The following is an 18,662-nucleotide window of genomic DNA, read 5'->3' as shown; positions in this document are numbered from 1 at the left end:
CGCATCGCCGTCCCGCGTCCAGCGGCACGGTAAGCGCAAGGGTCTTTCCAGAACTCCAACCCTTACCAGAAAGATGCTTGCGCAGGTGTTTTGTCATCACGGGTCCGTAACTCAACAGACAGAGTGCCGGTCTCTTAAACCGGAAGCTGTGGGTGCAAGTCCCACCGGACCCAAAATGTATTGGGGCCATCGTCCAATGGGAGGATGCGGCGTCCGCACCGCTGAGATCGGAGTTCAAATCTCCGTGGCTCCACCCATGTTTGAAAGGAGCGTCCGATGAAAGGAGAGGACGACAAAAGAACGGGGCCGTAGGTGAGTCGGGAGCACGATCCGCCTTTTAAGCGGAAGACGTGGGATCGAAGCCCACCGGCCCCACATTTCGCGCCTGTAGCTTAAACAGTGAAGCGCAGTCTTGATAAGGCTGAGAGTGTAGGTGCAAGTCCTACCGGGCGCACCCAGGGTGTGGTGTAGTGGTCGCATCCATCGCCTGGAACGATGTGGACCTGGTTCAATTCCAGGCACCCTGAATTCGACTGGGAGTGGGGTAGAGGTCGCCTCCATCGTTCGGAACGATGTGGACTTGGTTCAATCCCAAGCTCCCAGAAGTTGGACTGGGCGTGGTGTAGAGGCTGCATCCGGTGTCGGGAACGCCGTGGACTGGGTTCGACTTCGCAGCGCCCAGAAATCTATGGTGGCTGAAGCCGAAGAGGATAGGCGTGAGGTTGTGGCCCTCACAGTAGCCGGTTCAAGTCCGGTCAGTCACCCCCAGTTCGAGCCCCAGTCGGTCAATTGGAGAGGCCACCCCGTTACGAGCGGGGCAACGTGTAGGTTCGAGTCCTACCTGGGGCAAAGTTTGGGACCGTCGTTCAATAGGAGGACACATCCTCGGCATGGATGAAATCAGGGTGCGATTCCCTGCGGCTCCACGGGACCGTAGCTCAACGGCAGAGCGCCGTGGTGACATCGCGGATACGAGCGTCCGACTCGCTCCGGTCCCAAGTTTGGCCCTTGAGGTGTAACTGGATTTGCATCTCCGGTTCCGAACCGGAAGGCAGAGGGTTCAAATCCCTCCAAGGGCACGATTCGCCACGCACCCTCTCGTGCGTTGACACGCCTCTATCCCCGTGACAGTCTCCCGCCATGGGCGGGAGGGTCGTCACACGGATCGGTCTCCTTCGATTGTAAGATGAACGTCGAGCCGGGCGAGACGGTCCTGGAGGATCTCGTCCGCGAGGCCCGGCGCCAGGCGCACCAACGGATCGAGGGCCTTTTCCTGAGCGTGCTGTCGGCCCAGCATTCCCACAAGGGTCTGGTTCCCCCCACCGCTCCCTCTTTTTCCCCGCGCGCGCGGGGCGGGGGGGGAGGAAAAAGAGAAGAACGGTGAGAGAAAGGGGAGGCCCTGTGGGAAGGGGGGCGCAGGGAAGTGATAGGATGGGCCGATGAGACTCGACTCCCTCCCAAACTCATGGACCACCTTCGGGCTGCTGGGCCTGTTGGCTGGGGCGGGGAGGGTTGTTGCGGCAGCAGAGCGGAAAGGGGTGGGCTAACGAATGCCGCCCATGTTGCGCGACTATCTGTTCGAGTTTGAGGATTTCCAGTGGTTTCCGGTGCAGTGGCGCGACTACATGACCGACTGCTTGCGCTACCTAAACGAGGTGTCGCACGCGTTCGATCCGATCGTACCGAAGATGGTCGAGTGGTTGCGCGCGCACGACACGGAACGGATCATCGACATGGGGTCGGGCGGAAGCGGGCCGCAAGTAAGAATGGAAAGTCTTTTTCGCAAAGCGGGATATCCGGTCAGGATCACGTTGACCGACAAGTACCCCAACACCGGGGCTTTCCACCGGGCGGCGCAGGAGTCGGGGGGAAGAATCGAATTCATTTCAACCCCGGTCGACGCGGCGGCGGTCCCGCACGACCTTAAGGGAGTGCGAACGATCTTCAATGCATTTCACCACATGCCGTCGCCGGTGGCGCGGGCGATCCTGCGCGATGCGGTCGAGTCCGGCGCTCCGATCGGCATTTTCGAGGTCGTTGAACAGCGCATGGCGCTGCCGGCGATTGGGTTTGTCCCGATAGGCGTCCTTCTGTCCGCCCCGCTGATCCGGCCGCCTAAATTGCAGCGCCTGCTCTTGACCTATCTGGTTCCGGTGCTGCCGTTCTTTACCATGTGGGACGGGGTTGTATCGTGCATGAGAGTCTTTACCCCTAGGCAACTGGAGCGTCTGACCGAGGGGCTGACCGACGGCAACGGTTACCGGTTCGAGATCGGGCGGCTCTCCCCAGGGATCGGCCGGCCGCGGATCACCTACCTTCTCGGCTGGACCGAGGCCACCGCTCACGCCTGATTGATCTTTCACGCTCCCAAGCTATGTATTGGCCTTTTCCGCGTTTTCGTGAAAAATTCGATAATAGGGGCAGTGGGAAGATAGATGTTGTAAGTTTGCATGTATGTGAGTGGTGGCCACCGTGTCGGGGTTTCGGGGTCAAAGGTCGATGATGTTGCCCGAACCGACCAGCCCTGAGCAACCCGTTGTCCTCGCGTCGGACCGACTGAACAGGATGTAGGCCGCCTCGACGTCGCTCATCCGAACGACCTCAAGGGCTATGCCGCGTTTGTTTCCGTTGAAATCGAGGCCCTGGCTCAGCGCGGCCACGTCGGTCCCCAAGTCTCCGGTGTGTTCGCCATGCGATCTTGACAAAAACGCAGGAGGCGAGTACAAAGAAAAGATCAGCATGAACAAGAACACTGAGCCCTTCTTTACGGGAATCGAACTGGCCACCAAGCAAACGTGGTCGCTGCGCCCGCCTGAAAAGCGGGAGAGCTTGGTTCGATCCCAGGGGTGGCCAGTGCGGTTCTTGTTCAGTCTATTGGTGTGGTGCTTGATATTAGGCGCCACGCTGTCCACAGGATCGCTCGGTACGTCAACCCTCTAAGGGTTACGACGAGCTGATCCAAAGAAACCCGAAAGGAAAGCAGCCGTGGCCCTGACAATTGCCATCTTGGTCTGTCTTTTTGTTTTGACGAGGTTGAGATGACGGGAAAGCCGGGAAACATGTGGATACGGAATAGAGAAGCCGCCCTGGAGCGGGCGGCAAAGCATGGTGGGTGGGTCGCCTCTCCACGGGCGGGAGTAGCCGGGGGAACGATTCACCGGCTCATGAAGAGGAATTTGAAATTGAAAGTGAAGGGAAAGACGCTGTGAACGACGAGATCATGGACATGGTGAGGCGGTACGATTCGCTGCTCCGGAAATTCCGGGAAGCGGACGCCAATGATTTCAGGGACTATCGAAGCGCCCCTGTGTCGGAATCAGCAGACGAGGCGGCCTCAAGATCCGCTGTCGAAAGGCGTGAAGGTGCAAATCCTTCCAGGGGCAAGTTTGATACCGGAGTGGCGGAACGGCAGACGCGCGAGCCTTAGAAGCTCGTGCCGAAAGGCGTGTGGGTCCAAGTCCCACCTCCGGTAAATGACGCGCCGGTGACGTAAACAGCAGCCGTCACGGTCTCAGAAGCCGTGGTCCGAAAGGGCGTGAAGGTGCAAGTCCTTCCCGGCGCAAATGTGGTTGTTCTTTGACAATGAGACGGAGGCCCCGTGGCGAAACAGCAGACGCGGCGGATTTAAGACCCGCCGGCCGAGAAGGCCGTCCAGGTGCGAATCCTGGCGGGGCCAGAATACGCGGCTGTGTCGGAACAAGCAGACGAGCAGGCTTGAGAGGCTTGTGGGGTAACACCCATGCTGGTGCAACTCCAGCCAGCCGCAAATTTGGAGGGTTGGGAGAGCGGTTGAATCCACCCGCCTCGAAAGCGGGAGGCCCGAAAGGGTCCGCTGGTCCGAATCCAGCACCCTCCGTCCGTTTGGTAGCGTGGGTGAATGGTGAAACCGCCGTCGTGGAAAGGCGGCGTCCCGTGAAGACGTGGACTGGAGGTTCGACCCCTCCCGCTACCGCCAAGTTGGGAGAGGTGGCCGAGTGGTTGAAGGCATCGGTCCTGAAAACCGAATCCGCCGACCGGCGGACGTGGGTCCGAATCCCACCCTCTCCGAAGTTTCGCCGCTAGAGCACGGTTGGATGTGCGTCCGTTTGGTATGCGGAAGGGTGGGGATCGAAGCCCGCACTCCGCAAATTTGAAGCGCGGGTAGGCGAACCCCGCACCAATCCTGTGTTTGCGTCTGCACAGGTGTTGATTTGTAGCCGAAGGCGGCTTCGCCTTTCGTGTTTTCAACATCAACACGCTTGTTTCGGGATTGGTGCGGGGTGAATGGAGAGCCGCCTGTCCTACACACAGGTCCATGCCGGATCGAGGCCGGCCCCGCGCAAACATGAGCGGGAGTGTTGTAGTGGAAGCAAGCGGGCCTTCCAAGCCTGAAGCCGGGGATCAAGTCCCCGCTCCCGCAAAGTTCTGCCGCTGAGGTCGAGATGGAAAGACGCCTGGCCTGTACCCAGGAAAAGAGGGATCGACGCCCTCCGGCGGCTCGTGCCTCTGAAGCATAAAAGGTGATGCACCGCACTCGTAACGCGGAGAAGCCAGATCAATACTGGCCGGAGGCTCCAGCTTGGAAGGTAGGCGAATGTCGGTTTGTCGCAATCGGTTGCTAACCGATCCCGGCACGTCCGGCGGGGGTTCAATTCCCTCACCTTCCGAAGGTTACGGCGTGTAGCTCAATAGGGAGAGCAGTCGGCTTATAACCGACAGACGGAAGATCGTACCTTCCCGCGCCGAACAGGGGAGGAAGATGGCGGCCAATCATGCGCTCTCCAAAAGCGCAGACCAGGGTTCGAGTCCCTGCTTCCCTGAAGTTTGACGAGAGAATGACGAAAGGAGTACCATGATGGGCATGAAGAAACTGGGTCCGGGCAATAGGAACTCTCTGGCGCGTGGTCTGCGCTGGGGAGTACCGCAATCGGCAACGGGCCTGACTGTTAATCAGGAAGTTGTGGGATCGAGACCCACCTCCCCAGCGGAGATCACACGATGGCTGTAACGATTTCTTTCGAGACGGACTGTAGTCCGCGTTTATCCGCGCACGGCTTGGCCGAGCAGGTAGGCGTGTGGCTGCAACCCACATCAGGCGGGTGCAACTCCCGCAGCCGTGTCCGGATGGGCGCGGAATCCTTCTACGAAGATCGCCCGCGAATGCGCGAGCGATAACCTACCACACTACTTTCAATAGTCGAGCTCCTGATCGCGGGTTGGAGAAGTAGTATCTCGCGTGGCTCATAACCACGAGATCCCAGGTGCAAATCCTGGACCCGCTACCAGAGGCTCGATGGTGTAATCAGCAGGCACGGCGCTCTCATAAGGCGCAGGCAAAGGTGCGAATCCTTTTCGAGCCACGGCCCGTTCGTCTACGAGTTAGGATACTGGACTTTCAATCCGGTGAAGCGAGTGCGACTCTCGCACGGGCCACAGTTTCCAGGCTCCTGCCGTAGACCTCGGTTCCAATCCGGGCAGGAGCGAGGGTCCCGAAGTCGAAGCAGTCGAGACGCCGCCCCGTCAAGGCGGAGAAAGCCGGTTCAAGTCCGGCCGGGACCGGAAGTTCAAGTGACGGTTCTGTCGGGGAGACGAGGCCGAACGTTGCGCCTTCGGCTCGATATTCCTCCGGCATGCGGGACCGGCTTTTGACGCACCGGTTGAACAGGGGTACGCAGGCGTGCAACACCCGTGGGTGGATGCCGTTGACGCGCGGCGGGTCAAGTGCTACGAAAGCGGAGTCGGAGGATCGTTGGAGGAGAAGCTCACTTCCATCCCGAAAATCTTCGTCGCGCACGAGTCCGAGATCCCTATCGCCTTCAGATTGATTGACGGGTTCAAGAACCGCGCGGAAAGCCAGGGGACGACGCTCGCGAAGCTCCCTCGGAACGAGGAAGAGGAAATCGTCGCGGCCATGCCCGTGGACTACGAACTGGGCGGGGGCGACGCCGTCCGGGGATGGCCGCCCGGGATACCGAGGAGCGAAGTGATCGACTGCGCGTTCGGTTTCATGCACCTGATGGGCTTCGAGCTCCATCTCTTCCTCTCCCCGGGGAGCACCTTCAAGCTCTACTCCATGCCCGGCCAGAAGCTGCCGCCCAAGGCGCAGAAATGTTTCGGAGGCGTAGTGAAGAAGAAGCACTTCGAGGAGCATTGGGACGAGATGTGTCGGATCGCCGCCTCCGTTCTCACCTATCGGCTGCCGGCCTCGAAGGCGTTCGAACGCCTGCCGGTGGAGTTCCCCCATCTGTTCAAGGGGTATCGGGAGCTTGGTCGCGCGATCGGCAGCGTTTTCTACATGCGCTATATCAGGGACAAAGAGTTCCGGGACCGTCGACTCGTTCCTCACTGGCCCCTCTGGCGCGACAAGGAAGGCAACTACGTCGGCCCCCGTCCGGAGCGACGCGGACAGGTTGACTGGGGTGACCCTCGGTGGGTGAGCTTCATGGCGCGGCGCCAGGTCTTCGAGGAGAGATGGGGATCGGTCTTCAAGCAAGTTCAGGCGGCTCAGGTCTCGGGAGGCGAGTCCGCGGCGCGCCGCGTGGCTCATACCTTACCCGAACATGAACGCGAGGAGATGCTCCGGGAGCACGAAGCGCTCCAGCTTCAGATTATGTCTCTTGTCGCCGAAGCCCTCCAGACGGGAGACCTCAAGGAGACCGATTTTGCGCCGTCGCCTTTCCTGAAGGAAATCATCGGCGCGGTGAACCGGATTCGCAGGCAGGTTTTCGGCGAGCCCGGTTTGGACGGGAGCGGGCCCGAGCTGCTCGATCTGCCTCCGACCGACCGGTACGGCAATCCGCTTGTTCCCTCCTCCGATGAGTTCCCGAAGCTTCGCGAAAAAGTCGGGACTTGGCTCGATAACGCCGTTTTCTTCGCCGGGATCATCGAGGAGGCCGCGCGCCTGAGAGGGTCGCTCCATCCGGTTGTCTGCGGTCGGATTCGTTCGGGGTGGTCCCAGAACAACCAGTCCCTCCTGGCGTACTGCCGCCTTCTGGACGCGTGGAGAGGGGATCCGGCCGTCGAGGGGCGTGGAGAGGAACTCCGGGCGTTCGAGGCCGCTGTCCACAGGGGCCGGGAACTCGCCGCGAGAGTTCTCGCCTTCGTGGAGAAGGTGGAAGAGCGGCACGCCTGAGCCGAAAACCACGCCGGCTGCCCTCGTCGAATGGCCAGACCACTGCCCGCAGTGCGCAGCAGGTGACGCGCGCCAGACTCGACCGGTCATGGCATTCCTTCTTCAGTTCGGAGGGGAGTTTTCAGAATGCCCTTACGCTGTTCAACCGCATCGGCCGCGCTTTCTGGGAATTCCGTCCCGTCCAGGCGCGCAAAGAGCACCGTTGCGACTGCCGCGCCAAGATCCGGGAGGGCGAAACCTACTACCAGAACGAAAAGGAAGGGATGCGGATCCCTTCCACAAGGGTCTGCAAGCGGTGTCTGGTCCGGATGCTCGGTGCCGCGCTGCCGCTCCCCGACGAGACCGTTGGGCAGCTTGCCGAGTACGCGAGGGAGCGAAAGACAGAGGAATTGGCCGCGGCGGTGGATCGGCTGAGGTTTCCGGCTCAGAGCAAGACCGCAAGCGACGCCATCAGCCCTGGATTCAAAGCGCCAAGCCCACGGCGAAAGCGGAAAGGGCCAGGAGAACTGCCATGAGCGCGCCGCTCTCCGCCAGCCGGCGGATTCACGGTCGGGAAAAGCATCCTACAATGGCGGCATCGGACCTCGCGACCGCAGAGGGTTACGTGGCAACGAACGCATATCGCCAACTGTTCCCGATGACCCGCGCAAGCCCTTTCATGCATACCGCTCTGGCCTGTATCCCAGGCCCCCGGTGGGGGTAACGTGCGACACGCTATCCTGGCTATCCCCTCGCACCGAGCGAAGTGGCCTGACCTATACAGGTAAGAGACGTCTCCCCGGTCGAGGATCGGACGGCGTCGCATCAGCGAAGCTTCATCCGGATTTCGAAATAGTGGACGCGCTGCCAAGAGGCGCTTTCGCCGACTTTCCCTCCGGCGCAGACGTTCTCCGAGACCACTTCGACGTAGTGCCAAACATAGTTCTTCAGGTCCCGTCCGGAGAACGCCGCGCCCCGGTCGAGCAACGCCTTCAAGTTGATGACCCAGTGTTCCACACCTTCGGCGTCGACGGTCTTGCTCCAGTAGTCGGGGAACTTGGTGATTTCGAACTGGTAGGCGTACCAGTCGATGCCGAGCAGGGTCCTTTCCTGGACGAACTCGTTGTGCGGCGCGGCCCGCTCCCCGAAGCCGGCGTTTAGGCCGACCGTCTCGAAGTAGAAGTCCGTCACCCAGCGGGCGCCCGTTTCAGGATGGCGGAGCCAGAAATTGATGATGTTGCCCGAACCGGCAACGCCGGAGCAGCCCGTGGCGCCCGCGTCGGAGCGGTCGAACAGAATGTACGCCGCTTCAACATCGCCGTTCCTGATCTGCAGCAGCGACGTCCCCCGAGGGTGACCGTCGAAATCCGTCCCCTGGGTGAGGGCGGCCACGTGAGTTCCGAGGTCTCCCATGTTCTCATCCTCGGCCCGCAGATACACGTTCCCGTCCCCCGTCCACTCCGCCCGGCTTGACCGAATGTTGTCTCGACAGTCCCCGCCGATCGTCCAACAGAACGTCCGCGCTTCCCACAGCCCCAGTCCTTTCTGAAGCGATGGATTTTTCGTCCAGGCCACAAGGCCCTCCATCTCTGTCCGGCCCGTGTCCACGGCGGCAGGACCACTTTCCCCGCCACAGGAAACGAGCACCCCGACCGACGCGAGAACCAGCAGGCGGCGCGCAAGTCTCCTACTCGGACGCGATTTCGACATGGACTTCTTTCGCCCTCGCGCTCCCGACAGCGAGCACCTCCCGGCTCGGATCGTACGACCATTTTCGCGCCCCCGCCACGCGCAGGTGGCCCGTTTCCATCATGGCCTGCGGCAGGAATATCTCCGTCGTGCCGCACGAGCCGCCGGACGGCGCGTACGAGTAGGAAAAGTGCCCCTCCGAACGGTCGAAGGAAAGCGAGAGCGGGATGCCGGCGGTGAATCTCGGGTAGGGTCGCCGGAGCCGCTCAAGATAGTAGGGCTTCGGGGTTCTGTTCCTGTCTACGATGGACCACATCGTGTCGTCGGGGTTATACACCCAGTAGGCGGCTCCCAACAGATACTGGTCCTGCATTCGATGGCTTTCTTCCAACCACGCGGGCACAAAGTCATGCTTGTCTTCTTCCGGACCCCCGTATTCGCCCACAAGGACAGGAACGCCCATGACTTTCGCCTCTTGGACGTACCTCCCATACTTTTCCCTGATGTCTACAGGCGTTTCTTTCGCCAAGATGATGAGCCCTTGCCCCCCGTAGGTGTGGGGAAAGTAGGGATGCGGCGAGAACAGCAGGTTGTCGTAGGGGAAGGGCTCGGTGTAGTCGCGAAGCGCGGTGGAAAGGACGTTCGGCTCCAGAGCAATGGGTCTGCGCGAGTCGACCTCTCTTATGGCTGAAATGACGTTCCGGTAGAAGGGGAAGAGGCAACACTTCTCGAATTCCCCGAAAAGGATGCCGTAACTCGATGTGGGCTCGTTGAGGATGTCATAGCCGAAAAGGGAGTCAAGATCGTTGAAGTTCCGAGCCAGAAATATCCAGAAGCGAATGAGTTTGGCCCGAAGTTCCTCGCTTTTCCAGAAGCGGTCAGCCTCTTTAAGGATCGTCCCGAGGTCGTCCCACAATGGGGGTATTTCCTCGCACATCCATTCGGGGACGTCGCCCCCTTTCATGCACCAGTTGACTTGGTGGACCTCGATCATGGCATAGATGCCGCGCTCACCCGCCTCACGGATGAAGTTTCGGTATTGATCGACGTGCGCCATGTCATAGGTCCCTTCCTTCGGCTCCATGTGCTTCCAGGAAATCCCGAGCCGGATGAAGTTGAAGCCGAAAGAGGCGATCAGGTCCAGATCCGCCGATGTGTACTTGAACGGATAGTCGTAGTTGCCGGGGACGTTCACACCTCTCGGAATTGTGACCCTCTCCGAGGCGTCGTAGATGAAGTCTTTTCCCGCGCGGAACGGCGTCACGGAGGACGCCGACGAACCGCATGTCTCACCGTCACCCGCGCAACCGACACCGGCGGGTGCAAGCAGCAGAAAGACCGTCAGCATGATTCTCCAATCCACGCCCGGATTATGTCCTTCCGGGGCCAGGCACTCAACGCTCGGATTTCGGTGCTTCACCTTGACGGCCCGGCATGTGCCGTGGTACGGCACGCAATGGAGGATCCCGGTGGCTGAAAAGTGTCCCGCGCGCAACTTGGTCGTGACCGAGGAGGATCTCCCTCTCGTCTTCGCCCACCTGGACAAACTCCTCGATGACGCGCGGACACGCGGTCTCGCCATCACCGAGGTCGGCAAGCGTTCCGATCCTGCCGGGGAGAAGGTCGTCACGCGCGACGAGTATCCGCATGCTTCCGAGTGGTTCCGGTTGGAGCGCGAAAAATCAGTCGGAAAGTTCACCGAGTGGGTTGACCTCGCCTTCGGCCTGACGGAAATGCTCTCTTTCCGCCTGAAACTCGTCATGAAGCGCATGGGGGTCTACCCGATCCTGGCCCCACCCGCGATCCGCAGGCGGCTCGGTTTCGCCGAGGCCACGATGCCCGAAATCAATGAAGACCTCATTCGAGAATCGTGGGACGACATGGCCCGCGTTCTCGCGTCGGTCCAGGAGGGCATCCTTAAGGTCTCGCGCGTCTTCGCACACGTTCGGGATCTTTCTCCCAAGGCCTTCGAGGGCTTCCGGGAGGTCGGCCGATCGGCCCGCAGCCGGTTCCTGACGTCGCTCCTGGGCGACGCGAAAGAACGGGCGCGGTTCGATCTCTCGTTCACGCCTCCTGCCGAAACCGTCGCGAGTCCCTCCTCACACGAGGAGCGCGTGCGGGATCGCGATGGTCTCATGGCCGCGTGGCGCGAAAAGTGGGGCGAGATCTCGAACGAGTTCAACGCGGCGTGCCGCGAGGCGGAAAACGGCAACCGGGGGCCGCTCAACGATCTCCTCCACCGGGTGGGTACAGACCGTCTGGACCAGATGCGCAAGGAGAGCGAGTCCATGCTGGGGTCGCTCAGTTCCGTCCTTGCGGGTGATTTTGCCGACGGGAACCTCGACCTGGACAATCTCGGTTTCGCTCCCGAAGACCTCCTGAAAGGGCGGGACGTGACGCCTGGGGTCGGCATGCCTCCAGGCGATGTCTACGCCCCCTGCCCTTGCGGGAGCGGCAAGAAATACAAGTTCTGCTGCCGGACCGCCACCAAATCGGCGAGCCTACCCGCGTTCCGCCAAGGCGGACAGGAGATCCGCAACAAGGCCGCGGGCCCCACGCCATCACGCGCCGGTTCCGGCCGCTGGAAGCCGCCCGAAGGAGATCCCCAGTTCCAGCCGCTCGAAATGCTCGACCCCGTCGCATCCAACTTGAAGCGCCTCGCCTCCGACAGCCGGGAGTTCTTCAGCATCATTCTCGAAGGGAGCCGCAAGCCGGGTTCGCTGGATGACGCTCTGGTCTCAAGGATGGAAAACGTTCTTGAAGAAAGGTTCTACTACCTTGGCCTCTACAGGGAGCAGCTCAGGCGCTGGGGGGCCGTGCCGCTCACGGAGGAACAGGCGGACAAGATCGGAACGGCCGCGAAGGACCTCGCCGTTTCGCAAGAGCTTACCGATCGGGCTCGCGCCAAGGTGGAGACAGAGATTAGGCCCCACACGATCGACCGGATTCTGTCCAAGTCGGATTTGGAAGTCGGGGTGGACGCCGTGCGCAGGCTTCTGAGCCGCGCCGGCCTATGATCCCACCACCTCCCACCGGCTCGCCAAGCGAGCCGCTAGATCCGAGGCCGCTCTGCGGCCTGTGGGAGGTGGTGGGATGATCCGCCGGCCGGCGGACGCGCGTTCTGAAGCCCCGTCCCGCGCCGTTCCGATGCAGGGATCATCCGGGCAGGCACGCCGTTGGCGTGACCGGCTCACAGCTTCCTTTCTTTGCGCCGCAATCGGAATTCTCGCTCTCACCTGCTGCCAGGAGAACGCTCCGGACGACCGGCGGCTCGTCGTGATGGACTCCGATCCCACGATCGACCTCACCCCGATCTCGGAGGTGGATGACGGGTTCGACATTGCCGTCCTCACGAGAAGGGAGGACGTGAGGCTCCTCGGACTCACGATCGTCTTCGGGAACGGGACGCTGAACGATGAAGTCCGTGTGGCCAAAGAGGTCCTCTCGGTGGCCGGCCACGCGAAGGTCCCCGTCTACGCGGGCGCCGATCGGGCGAGCCGGCTGGGGGAGGAGACGGAGGCCTCGCGGTTTCTCGTCGCGGTTGTGAAAGAGCATCCGGGGGCCATTACGCTCTTCGCCCAGGGATCCCTCACCAATATTGCAACGGCCATGATGGCGGATCCGGATTTCGCGGGGAATCTTGGGAGACTCATCATCGTGAGCGGGGCCGTGGACGTCGCGGGCAACGTGCCGCTCCGGTTCCGGGCGGAGGCAAACGTGGGGTTCGACCCGCAGGCCGCGGAGTACGTCCTCCGGAACGCGCAACGAGCGGTCCTCGTCCCCCTGGACATCACGATGGATACCGTCGTCACGCGGGCCGATTTCGAGAGGCTCGAATCCAGTGGAACGCTTCTTGCCGAATTCCTCACCGAGCGCGCCTCTTCGTGGCTCTCGATCATGGAGGCCGTGGCGGGAGGATTCTATCCCTACGGTTCGATCGGCATCCTGTGCGAACTCGATCCTTCTCTTCTCACAAAAAGCTCCACCCGGTTCATCCGCATCGTCACGGACCCAGGGTCGGAGGACTGGGGCAGAACCGTCGTCCTGCAGGAATCGGATGGGCGTTCTCCCGTCACGGTTTGGGAGGATCTGGACACAGAGAGGTTCAAGCAGCTGTTCATGGATCTTTTGTCGCGCCCCTGAGGTGGTGGGGGATCAGCCCTGGCTGCGTAAGGCCAGAGCTACAGCGAGCGTTGAAAGTGCGAGGAGAACGAACGTGAGCATGCCGCTCCGCCTGTTCAGGCTTGGCAAGAGCATCCGGCAGTGTCGGCAGCGAAAACCGCCGCCCAGCAGGGTCACATGGCAACGCGCGCATGTTCGCCAAGTCGCGGAGTTTGGTCCGGAAAGGATGTGTGCTCTCATGGGAAGGCCGTCACGTGGGCGAGGGCGACGGGGTCAGGAAGGAAGAGGCGCGGGCCCCCTGCGAGGAACGGGGAGCGAACGGGGCCCGCGCCATGCATCTCTACTCGGAAGTTGGACACTCCAACCTCCGCCAACGACTCCGCCCATGGCCGATTTGGCTCACTTCGGACGCGCGTCCCGTCATCCGGGATCCGCATCGCCCAGACTCTTCTGTCGGCGTGTTCATCGTCATCACTCCACCCCCAATGCCGTCACTGCATCGTACCAACGAAAGGTGGTTTGTCAATCATCCCACCACCTGTCACTGCCGAAAGGCAAGTCTTCGACTTGGTGACAGGTGGTGGGATCATGGCTTGAGCGGCGGAATGCCCCGATCCCTTCCGATCGCGCCAAGACGTCGGATCCTACTGAAGTTTGCGCGATAGCGCCTTGAGCGGCTTCTTGAAGCCTTCGACTCGCGTGGGACGATCGACCTCGGGCGCGACTTCACCCAGCGCCTTGTAGGCGCTCTTCTTGAGGTGGCGGGCTATCCGGAGAATCTTCCGCGCTTTCCGCTTGTCACGAGGCGCCGCCGCAACCTTGAGCGCCGACTCCAGAGCCCATACCATACGGTCGGCCGCCGCCTTGAGCCGCGCTTCGACGGTTTCCCTCGTTGCCGGCCCAGCCGCCCCCAGCGGCGCGGTGGGGACAGGCCGCCGCCGGCTCTTACTTGTGCTCTTCAACCCAGAGAATCGGTTCAGTACCCCGGCGGTCCTCTCGGACCGAAAAGGCGACTACTTCCTGATGAGCTTCTTGGACTTGATGAAGGACCAGAGCTTCTTCGTCATGTCGCTGGGCTTGAGAGCCCCCGTTCCGAAGACGCTCTCAATACTTTCTTTGCGGCCTCCAAAGTCGATTGTCATGCCGCCAAAAGGCTTTTTCTGTGCCATCTCACTCCTCCTCTCTCAGGTTCGCGACCAGGACGCGCGTTTTTCGCCCCGCTCCGATCATCTCGGTTGCCTTTCTCTCCGCCTGCCCCTTGTCCATGTAGCGCAGGACTTCAAGCCTGAAGCCCCGGTCCCTCGTCACCACCAAGTACTGCTCGCCGTTCTGTGGTGACACCGCCCGACGGGTTGGTCGAGGGATCCGCCGGGGTGCCGGCCTTTCGTCTGCCGGGGCCGAAGCGCCCACCTTGGATCGGAACTCCTGATACAGGGCCTTCGCCGTTGCAAACGCGAGTCTGCGCCCAGTGACGGCCTTCACTTTCTTGACCAGATCGTTGATCGACGACGGTCTGAGCGCGGCTAGTGACTTGCGCGCGTACTCACCTGCCAGGATGACCTTGCCCCTGGCTTTCTTTCTCTTTGGTTTTGCCACGAATCATCCTCCTTCATTCCATTGCTCTCGCTCCAGCCTCTCCCCATTGGTTATAACTACTCTTGGAGGCAGGTCGCAAAGCCCCGCACTTGTAACCCACTTCGGAAACCGTTGCAATACCCCTTTTCCACTTCCACCGACCCTGTCGGCAGGTTACAATGGATCTCGCCATGGCGAAGCTCGAAGCGAAGGCGCCCGCTCGCTCCCTCGTGAGGATTCCCTACACCGCCAGGCATCACGGGCGCGACCTCGGACCGTTCAGCGTCGCGTTCACCATCCACGCCCCCGATCCCAAGGAAGTCCTCCAGGTGGCGATGGACGAGTTCTTTGCATACAGGCGGCGATCCTTCCACACGGCCGTACTCTACCCCGACTACGAGCGCATCACGCTTGCCTTCGCGGGAGGGAAGCTCCTGCCTGTCCCCAAGGACATTCTCCACTCTCTCCAGACCATGACCGGTCCGGAGGGCCTTGGATCCCTCACAGCGTAGGATCGCGATGGTATGCGGCCGGATGGAAGTCCGGCTGCATCATTCCGCGGGGATCTTCGCGAAATCCCGCAGTGGGCGCTCCACTTCGCTTTCCGCGTCGGTGGGAAGGACCGTGTCGGCGGAGGGTTTGAACAGTTGCCCCTGTTCCATGGTTATTGCAATCTCACCACCCCTTCCCTCTCGAACTGGGCGGTCCAGTTTTCTCCGTAGAGCTTGAGCGTTCTGTCCATGCTTTTGATTCCCATCTGGTAGCTCGCAATCGCGGCGAGAATTCTCACCTTGAGATCGATCGGCGTGTCGTCGCCGACCCAGACGGAGTAGCCTTCAACGAATTCCTTCTTGGGCACCGTCATCATTGTGTTGACCTCCGATCACGCGGGACAGCTTGCCCCGTTGCATGGGGTGACACGTCCTCCCGTTTGACGGGACACGTTCTTTCTCTCCACTCCGGCTGATCCTACCACAGGGCAGGGGAAATGTTGCGGGGTGTACGCTTCCCAGAGGAACAGGCCTCTTCTTCGCAATCTCTTTCAATGGATTCTTTTTCCTTCTTGGTTTTGGATGGGATTGGGATGGGGAGAGGGCGTTCCCTCTGGGAAGTCGGCGCCCAACATGCCGCGCAAAAACGGCAAGGCCCCCATCACTCCATCCAAGTCATGGCGCTCCTCCGCCCCTCCAAATACGCTTGAGAAACCTCTGCACCACCTCGAACGCCAACTGCCTATCCTGGGCTCTGACCTCGGGGCCGGTGGCCCCCATGCTGGATGCCGCCCCCGCCGGGCCGATCGAATCCGATCCTCCAAACGCCTCCTCCAGTACTCGCACGGCCTCCCTCACCAAACCGTGTGAGCCATGAACCGTGAAGTACTCCACCGCCGAATCCAGCCCTCCCGGAGCATGGCGCAGAAGCATGACAATGTCATACGCGTCCTTGTCCTCCTTCCGATCGCCGAACGTGACCGCCTTCATGACGAGAAGCGATGCAGGCGAAGCGACACGGATGGATCTTGTCTGCGGCGCACCCGAGGGAAGCACGCCCCGCACAGGGACCGTCATCGCCCCCTCCAACGCCAAGTCTCCACCCCGAACCTTGCGGGCCAGAAGATCCTGCACGCGCTGATGCCGCCGTTTCCGGCCCGACCCCCCGTACTCGGGAGCCAGGAAATCGATTTCCTCGTCCCAAACGCCCTCTCCGGGAAGGAGTTTGGTCCGCACGAAAATGCTTGGGATTGGCTTTCCCAGCAGGTCCTTCTTCTGCTGGAAACCGTGGTCCGACAGGATCTCGCTGATCCGCGCATACACCGTCCCCGGGATCTCCGAGGGATTCACCAAGAGATCGATGTCCCGCGTCCCGATGTATCCCTCCGGCCCCACGTGGTCCCGGATGAGCAGGTAAGTACCCATCCCCCCAACCACCACCATGTGCTCGGCGTACCGGCCCAGGTGCGTCAGGATCTCGACGAGAACCTCCTCCAAGGCCCGCGTTATTTCCGGGCTACGCGGCTCCGCCATCGCCCTTCTCCCCCACTCCGCGGGATTCGTCTTCGGACCATGTCTTGAGACGCTCGATCCACGGCCTCAGCCACGTCGGCTGACTCTCCACGTTCAACAGAAGGCGCAGCTGCCGCTGAAAGTCCGCCCGATAGTGCTTACGATCATGAGGATCCGTCTCCCACCTCGCCTTCAGGCCGTTGCGCAGCGCCCGCCCATACGACACCAGCGCTCCATCCAAGAGTCCCCGCGCCTCCAAGGCGTCGGTCGCCGTATCGGTTGACACGATCCGCTCCGCCGACTCGAGGAAATGCTTCCGGTCCTCCTCCATCGCCGCTTGGAGGCGGAGGAGCCACAAGGTCGCGCGCAGCCATTCGGCTCTCCTACTCCCCCGCGACTTGCCCCGAGTCATGGTTTTCTCGATCTCCCTTTCGACAAGCAAAACCGCCTGCGCCGCCCGATCGCCGGGCGCGCCGTCATCCTCTCCACCCACATCCGAAGGGATGCCTCCCAGGACGATCCCCAAGGGGGGGGCGGCGCACTCTTTCGCGGCCGCCACGAGTCCCTTCTCCACCAAGTGCTCGGCCTGCTCCGCAGCCCGCCCTCCGGATGTCTTCAGGTCCAGGTAGAGTTGAAGATCAGACACAACGGGAACGCCCTCAATCTCCCGTGCGCCGTGGAACACACCCTCATCCCCCGGCTCGATGAGGACCACGTTTGCACCCTTCCCGACCGGCCTCAACTCGAGCGCCTCCGCCGTTTCATGCACGTCCGCCCCCCCGATGTAGACATGCGTGACCTGCGCCGTCGTAAAGGGGGACCGCATGTTCGCGCCCGAGTAGAGCGTCACGGCCCACCGCAGCCCGCGCTTCTCGGCGAGATCCCGCAGACCTCGGTAGAGTCCCTGCGCCCCTTGCACATCGAAACAGGGCAGGCTCAGATGTGCGTCCCCGAAGGCGTACGCCTGAAGCCACCTTCCCAGGAGCGTCTTCGGGTCCGTCACGATCCATCGCTTGTGATATAGGGCGACGAGTCCCTCGACCTTGAGCCGTCTCACCAAGCGGTTGACAAGGGCAATGTTGACGTCCGCTTCGTCCGCCAGCCCCTTCTGGGTCCACGCTCGGGCCGGGGCTGTAAGCAGGACCCGAATGGCCCTCGATGTCTTGGGCGCGAAGAGATGCCGAAGCTCGCGTCTGGGCCAGGGCATGCTTTTTTCCTTTTCCTTCTGCACAACCACGTTCAGAAATCGCACCGCGACGTTTCCGAGGCGATCCAGGTAGCCCACATCCGCTTCGTCGCAGAGCTCCATGGCCCGCTCCGTCAGAGACGGGGCGAAGATGATGGGCCGCGTCGCATGCTCGCCCGGCCTCTTTCTGATGAGCGAAATCACGCCGATCGCCTCGAGGACAGCACTCGGCTCGCCTCTTCGTACGATCCGAATCCCGATCCGGGCCTCCTCCCCCCCGTGCCGGGCCCTCAGCACGCGGTCCCACCCGATGCCCCCACCCCCCCGCTCCCGCCTCGGCCTCCTGTCCTGCCTGACCTTGACTCCGATATGCGAGATGAGCTGGAGGATCCCCCCTACCGCCTCTTGTTCAAGATCTGCGACCGGAATCCTTCCAGTGCGCCGGCCTGTATGCATAATATTTACCATAGGGTAAATGTGTAGCATATATTGAACTCATCGTCAATCCCGCCGGTTTGCCGCGTTGGTTCCGCGAAACGCGCGCAGTCACCCCACAGGAAACATGGCCTTCGTCTCCCACCTCGCGTCCAATCGCCTCCGACTCCGATCGCCGGACCTGACCGATCCCCGACCGGACGCCGTTCTACCTGGATGGCAAGAGCGCCACCTTCATGCAATGGGGCTGAAAGAATTCCTGGCGCGGGCCCGTTGGGCGCTCATCAAACAACTTCCAAAGATCCTCTCCCAAGAAATCGCGCGTGAGACGGGAAAGAGAGACAAAGTGCTTCCTGCGGGAAGATGAGGCGCCAAGGTCAGAAGGGGACGGGCCATCGTCCCATGTCGATAAGGAGGTTCCGGTTCTCACAACACCACTGCGAGTAAGGACATCACCCCAGTTGACAATTTACCTGCCGGGACTAGAATCGAGCCCGTAGTGGGGGAGACGCATCATCCCCCCAAGAAGTCTTTACGGCGCGGGCCTCTTCGCTCCCCCGTA

General features: G+C 61.6%; 17 protein-coding genes and 28 tRNA genes. 36 read left to right on the top strand and 9 right to left on the bottom strand.

The window, feature by feature from the left end; genetic code table 11:
• Nucleotides 1–100: 100 nt before the first annotated feature.
• The 11 genes from HYT87_15095 to HYT87_15045 all read left to right on the top strand — a co-directional run bounded on the left by HYT87_15095 (nt 101) and on the right by HYT87_15045 (nt 2,351).
• A tRNA-Lys gene (locus tag HYT87_15095) sits at nt 101–173 on the top strand.
• 9 nt (nt 174–182) lie between these two features.
• A tRNA-Ala gene (locus HYT87_15090) sits at nt 183–253 on the top strand.
• A gap of 49 nt (nt 254–302) precedes the next feature.
• Nucleotides 303–375 (top strand) — tRNA-Lys (locus HYT87_15085).
• Between the two features lie 6 nt (nt 376–381).
• Nucleotides 382–454: transfer RNA gene (locus HYT87_15080), tRNA-Ile, on the top strand.
• Between the two features lie 236 nt (nt 455–690).
• Nucleotides 691–768 (top strand) — tRNA-His (locus HYT87_15075).
• A gap of 6 nt (nt 769–774) precedes the next feature.
• Nucleotides 775–849: transfer RNA gene (locus tag HYT87_15070), tRNA-Arg, on the top strand.
• 6 nt (nt 850–855) lie between these two features.
• A tRNA-Ala gene (locus HYT87_15065) sits at nt 856–926 on the top strand.
• 1 nt (nt 927) lies between these two features.
• Nucleotides 928–998, top strand: a tRNA-Val gene (locus HYT87_15060).
• A gap of 6 nt (nt 999–1,004) precedes the next feature.
• A tRNA-Arg gene (locus tag HYT87_15055) sits at nt 1,005–1,079 on the top strand.
• Nucleotides 1,080–1,186: 107 nt separating this feature from the next.
• Complete coding sequence (locus HYT87_15050; GenBank protein ID MBI2061064.1) at nt 1,187–1,384, top strand: hypothetical protein; 198 nt, start codon at nt 1,187–1,189, stop codon at nt 1,382–1,384.
• Nucleotides 1,385–1,559: 175 nt separating this feature from the next.
• Complete coding sequence (locus tag HYT87_15045) at nt 1,560–2,351, top strand: hypothetical protein (protein MBI2061063.1); 792 nt, start codon at nt 1,560–1,562, stop codon at nt 2,349–2,351.
• Nucleotides 2,352–2,489: 138 nt separating this feature from the next.
• Here the strand turns inward: HYT87_15045 and HYT87_15040 are convergent, their stop codons facing one another.
• Complete coding sequence (locus HYT87_15040) at nt 2,490–2,672, bottom strand: hypothetical protein (protein MBI2061062.1); 183 nt, start codon at nt 2,670–2,672, stop codon at nt 2,490–2,492.
• A gap of 108 nt (nt 2,673–2,780) precedes the next feature.
• Here HYT87_15040 and HYT87_15035 point away from each other — a divergent pair.
• The 21 genes from HYT87_15035 (at nt 2,781) to HYT87_14935 (ending at nt 7,626) form a co-directional block, all read left to right on the top strand.
• Nucleotides 2,781–2,853, top strand: a tRNA-Phe gene (locus HYT87_15035).
• A gap of 448 nt (nt 2,854–3,301) precedes the next feature.
• Nucleotides 3,302–3,383 (top strand) — tRNA-Leu (locus HYT87_15030).
• 8 nt (nt 3,384–3,391) lie between these two features.
• Nucleotides 3,392–3,472 (top strand) — tRNA-Leu (locus tag HYT87_15025).
• A gap of 6 nt (nt 3,473–3,478) precedes the next feature.
• Nucleotides 3,479–3,562, top strand: a tRNA-Leu gene (locus HYT87_15020).
• Between the two features lie 30 nt (nt 3,563–3,592).
• Nucleotides 3,593–3,676 (top strand) — tRNA-Leu (locus HYT87_15015).
• A gap of 95 nt (nt 3,677–3,771) precedes the next feature.
• A tRNA-Ser gene (locus HYT87_15010) sits at nt 3,772–3,856 on the top strand.
• 7 nt (nt 3,857–3,863) lie between these two features.
• A tRNA-Ser gene (locus HYT87_15005) sits at nt 3,864–3,955 on the top strand.
• A 5-nt stretch (nt 3,956–3,960) separates the two neighbouring features.
• Nucleotides 3,961–4,047 (top strand) — tRNA-Ser (locus HYT87_15000).
• A gap of 281 nt (nt 4,048–4,328) precedes the next feature.
• Nucleotides 4,329–4,399 (top strand) — tRNA-Gly (locus tag HYT87_14995).
• 7 nt (nt 4,400–4,406) lie between these two features.
• Nucleotides 4,407–4,478, top strand: a tRNA-Thr gene (locus HYT87_14990).
• A 3-nt stretch (nt 4,479–4,481) separates the two neighbouring features.
• A tRNA-Thr gene (locus tag HYT87_14985) sits at nt 4,482–4,556 on the top strand.
• A gap of 4 nt (nt 4,557–4,560) precedes the next feature.
• Nucleotides 4,561–4,646: transfer RNA gene (locus HYT87_14980), tRNA-Ser, on the top strand.
• Nucleotides 4,647–4,653: 7 nt separating this feature from the next.
• Nucleotides 4,654–4,725 (top strand) — tRNA-Ile (locus HYT87_14975).
• A gap of 3 nt (nt 4,726–4,728) precedes the next feature.
• Nucleotides 4,729–4,799: transfer RNA gene (locus HYT87_14970), tRNA-Trp, on the top strand.
• Nucleotides 4,800–4,891: 92 nt separating this feature from the next.
• Nucleotides 4,892–4,964: transfer RNA gene (locus tag HYT87_14965), tRNA-Asn, on the top strand.
• A gap of 225 nt (nt 4,965–5,189) precedes the next feature.
• Nucleotides 5,190–5,264, top strand: a tRNA-Met gene (locus HYT87_14960).
• 2 nt (nt 5,265–5,266) lie between these two features.
• A tRNA-Met gene (locus HYT87_14955) sits at nt 5,267–5,339 on the top strand.
• Between the two features lies 1 nt (nt 5,340).
• Nucleotides 5,341–5,412: transfer RNA gene (locus HYT87_14950), tRNA-Glu, on the top strand.
• A 52-nt stretch (nt 5,413–5,464) separates the two neighbouring features.
• A tRNA-Asp gene (locus HYT87_14945) sits at nt 5,465–5,538 on the top strand.
• A 118-nt stretch (nt 5,539–5,656) separates the two neighbouring features.
• A complete protein-coding gene (locus HYT87_14940) occupies nt 5,657–7,111 on the top strand; it encodes a Tn3 family transposase (GenBank protein ID MBI2061061.1) in 1,455 nt (484 codons plus the stop codon).
• A 62-nt stretch (nt 7,112–7,173) separates the two neighbouring features.
• Complete coding sequence (locus tag HYT87_14935; protein MBI2061060.1) at nt 7,174–7,626, top strand: hypothetical protein; 453 nt, start codon at nt 7,174–7,176, stop codon at nt 7,624–7,626.
• Between the two features lie 289 nt (nt 7,627–7,915).
• Here the strand turns inward: HYT87_14935 and HYT87_14930 are convergent, their stop codons facing one another.
• Nucleotides 7,916–8,800, bottom strand: coding sequence for a hypothetical protein (locus tag HYT87_14930; protein MBI2061059.1), 885 nt, complete (start codon nt 8,798–8,800; stop codon nt 7,916–7,918).
• On the bottom strand, nt 8,778–10,142 hold the full coding sequence (locus tag HYT87_14925; protein ID MBI2061058.1) for a cellulase family glycosylhydrolase: 1,365 nt from the start codon (nt 10,140–10,142) through the stop codon (nt 8,778–8,780). The genes HYT87_14930 and HYT87_14925 overlap by 23 nt, the downstream gene beginning before the upstream one ends.
• Before the next feature lie 106 nt (nt 10,143–10,248).
• On the opposite strand from HYT87_14925, the gene HYT87_14920 reads away from it, so the two are divergent.
• Nucleotides 10,249–11,796, top strand: coding sequence for a Tn3 family transposase (locus HYT87_14920; protein ID MBI2061057.1), 1,548 nt, complete (start codon nt 10,249–10,251; stop codon nt 11,794–11,796).
• Nucleotides 11,797–11,872: 76 nt separating this feature from the next.
• Nucleotides 11,873–12,922: a nucleoside hydrolase gene (locus HYT87_14915; GenBank protein ID MBI2061056.1), complete on the top strand. Its 1,050-nt coding sequence runs from the start codon at nt 11,873–11,875 to the stop codon at nt 12,920–12,922.
• Nucleotides 12,923–13,545: 623 nt separating this feature from the next.
• On the opposite strand, the gene HYT87_14910 is transcribed toward HYT87_14915, so the two are convergent.
• Genes HYT87_14910 through HYT87_14900 form a run of 3 tightly spaced genes read right to left on the bottom strand, consistent with a single transcriptional unit; the run spans nt 13,546 to nt 14,497 of the window.
• Nucleotides 13,546–13,863, bottom strand: coding sequence for a hypothetical protein (locus tag HYT87_14910; protein ID MBI2061055.1), 318 nt, complete (start codon nt 13,861–13,863; stop codon nt 13,546–13,548).
• Between the two features lie 51 nt (nt 13,864–13,914).
• Nucleotides 13,915–14,070, bottom strand: coding sequence for a hypothetical protein (locus tag HYT87_14905; GenBank protein MBI2061054.1), 156 nt, complete (start codon nt 14,068–14,070; stop codon nt 13,915–13,917).
• Between the two features lies 1 nt (nt 14,071).
• Nucleotides 14,072–14,497, bottom strand: coding sequence for a hypothetical protein (locus tag HYT87_14900; GenBank protein MBI2061053.1), 426 nt, complete (start codon nt 14,495–14,497; stop codon nt 14,072–14,074).
• 170 nt (nt 14,498–14,667) lie between these two features.
• On the opposite strand from HYT87_14900, the gene HYT87_14895 reads away from it, so the two are divergent.
• The gene (locus HYT87_14895) at nt 14,668–14,988 is read left to right on the top strand and encodes a hypothetical protein (GenBank protein MBI2061052.1); all 321 of its coding nucleotides are present in this window, start codon (nt 14,668–14,670) and stop codon (nt 14,986–14,988) included.
• 152 nt (nt 14,989–15,140) lie between these two features.
• Here HYT87_14895 and HYT87_14890 read toward each other — a convergent pair whose 3' ends face one another.
• From HYT87_14890 to HYT87_14880, 3 genes are all read right to left on the bottom strand, one after another.
• Nucleotides 15,141–15,344, bottom strand: coding sequence for a hypothetical protein (locus tag HYT87_14890; GenBank protein MBI2061051.1), 204 nt, complete (start codon nt 15,342–15,344; stop codon nt 15,141–15,143).
• A gap of 298 nt (nt 15,345–15,642) precedes the next feature.
• Nucleotides 15,643–16,500 (bottom strand): nucleotidyl transferase AbiEii/AbiGii toxin family protein, encoded by an 858-nt coding sequence (locus tag HYT87_14885; protein ID MBI2061050.1) that lies wholly within the window; start codon nt 16,498–16,500, stop codon nt 15,643–15,645.
• On the bottom strand, nt 16,484–18,133 hold the full coding sequence (locus HYT87_14880) for a hypothetical protein (GenBank protein ID MBI2061049.1): 1,650 nt from the start codon (nt 18,131–18,133) through the stop codon (nt 16,484–16,486). Before HYT87_14880 ends, HYT87_14885 begins: the two co-directional genes overlap by 17 nt.
• Nucleotides 18,134–18,227: 94 nt before the next feature.
• Between HYT87_14880 and HYT87_14875 the strand changes: the two genes are divergently transcribed.
• On the top strand, nt 18,228–18,467 hold the full coding sequence (locus HYT87_14875) for a hypothetical protein (GenBank protein ID MBI2061048.1): 240 nt from the start codon (nt 18,228–18,230) through the stop codon (nt 18,465–18,467).
• Nucleotides 18,468–18,662 lie beyond the last annotated feature (195 nt).

The organism is Nitrospirota bacterium (assembly GCA_016180645.1).
GTDB lineage: Bacteria > JACPQY01 > JACPQY01 > JACPQY01 > JACPQY01 > JACPAV01.
This window is presented reverse-complemented; position numbering and strand designations above follow the sequence as displayed.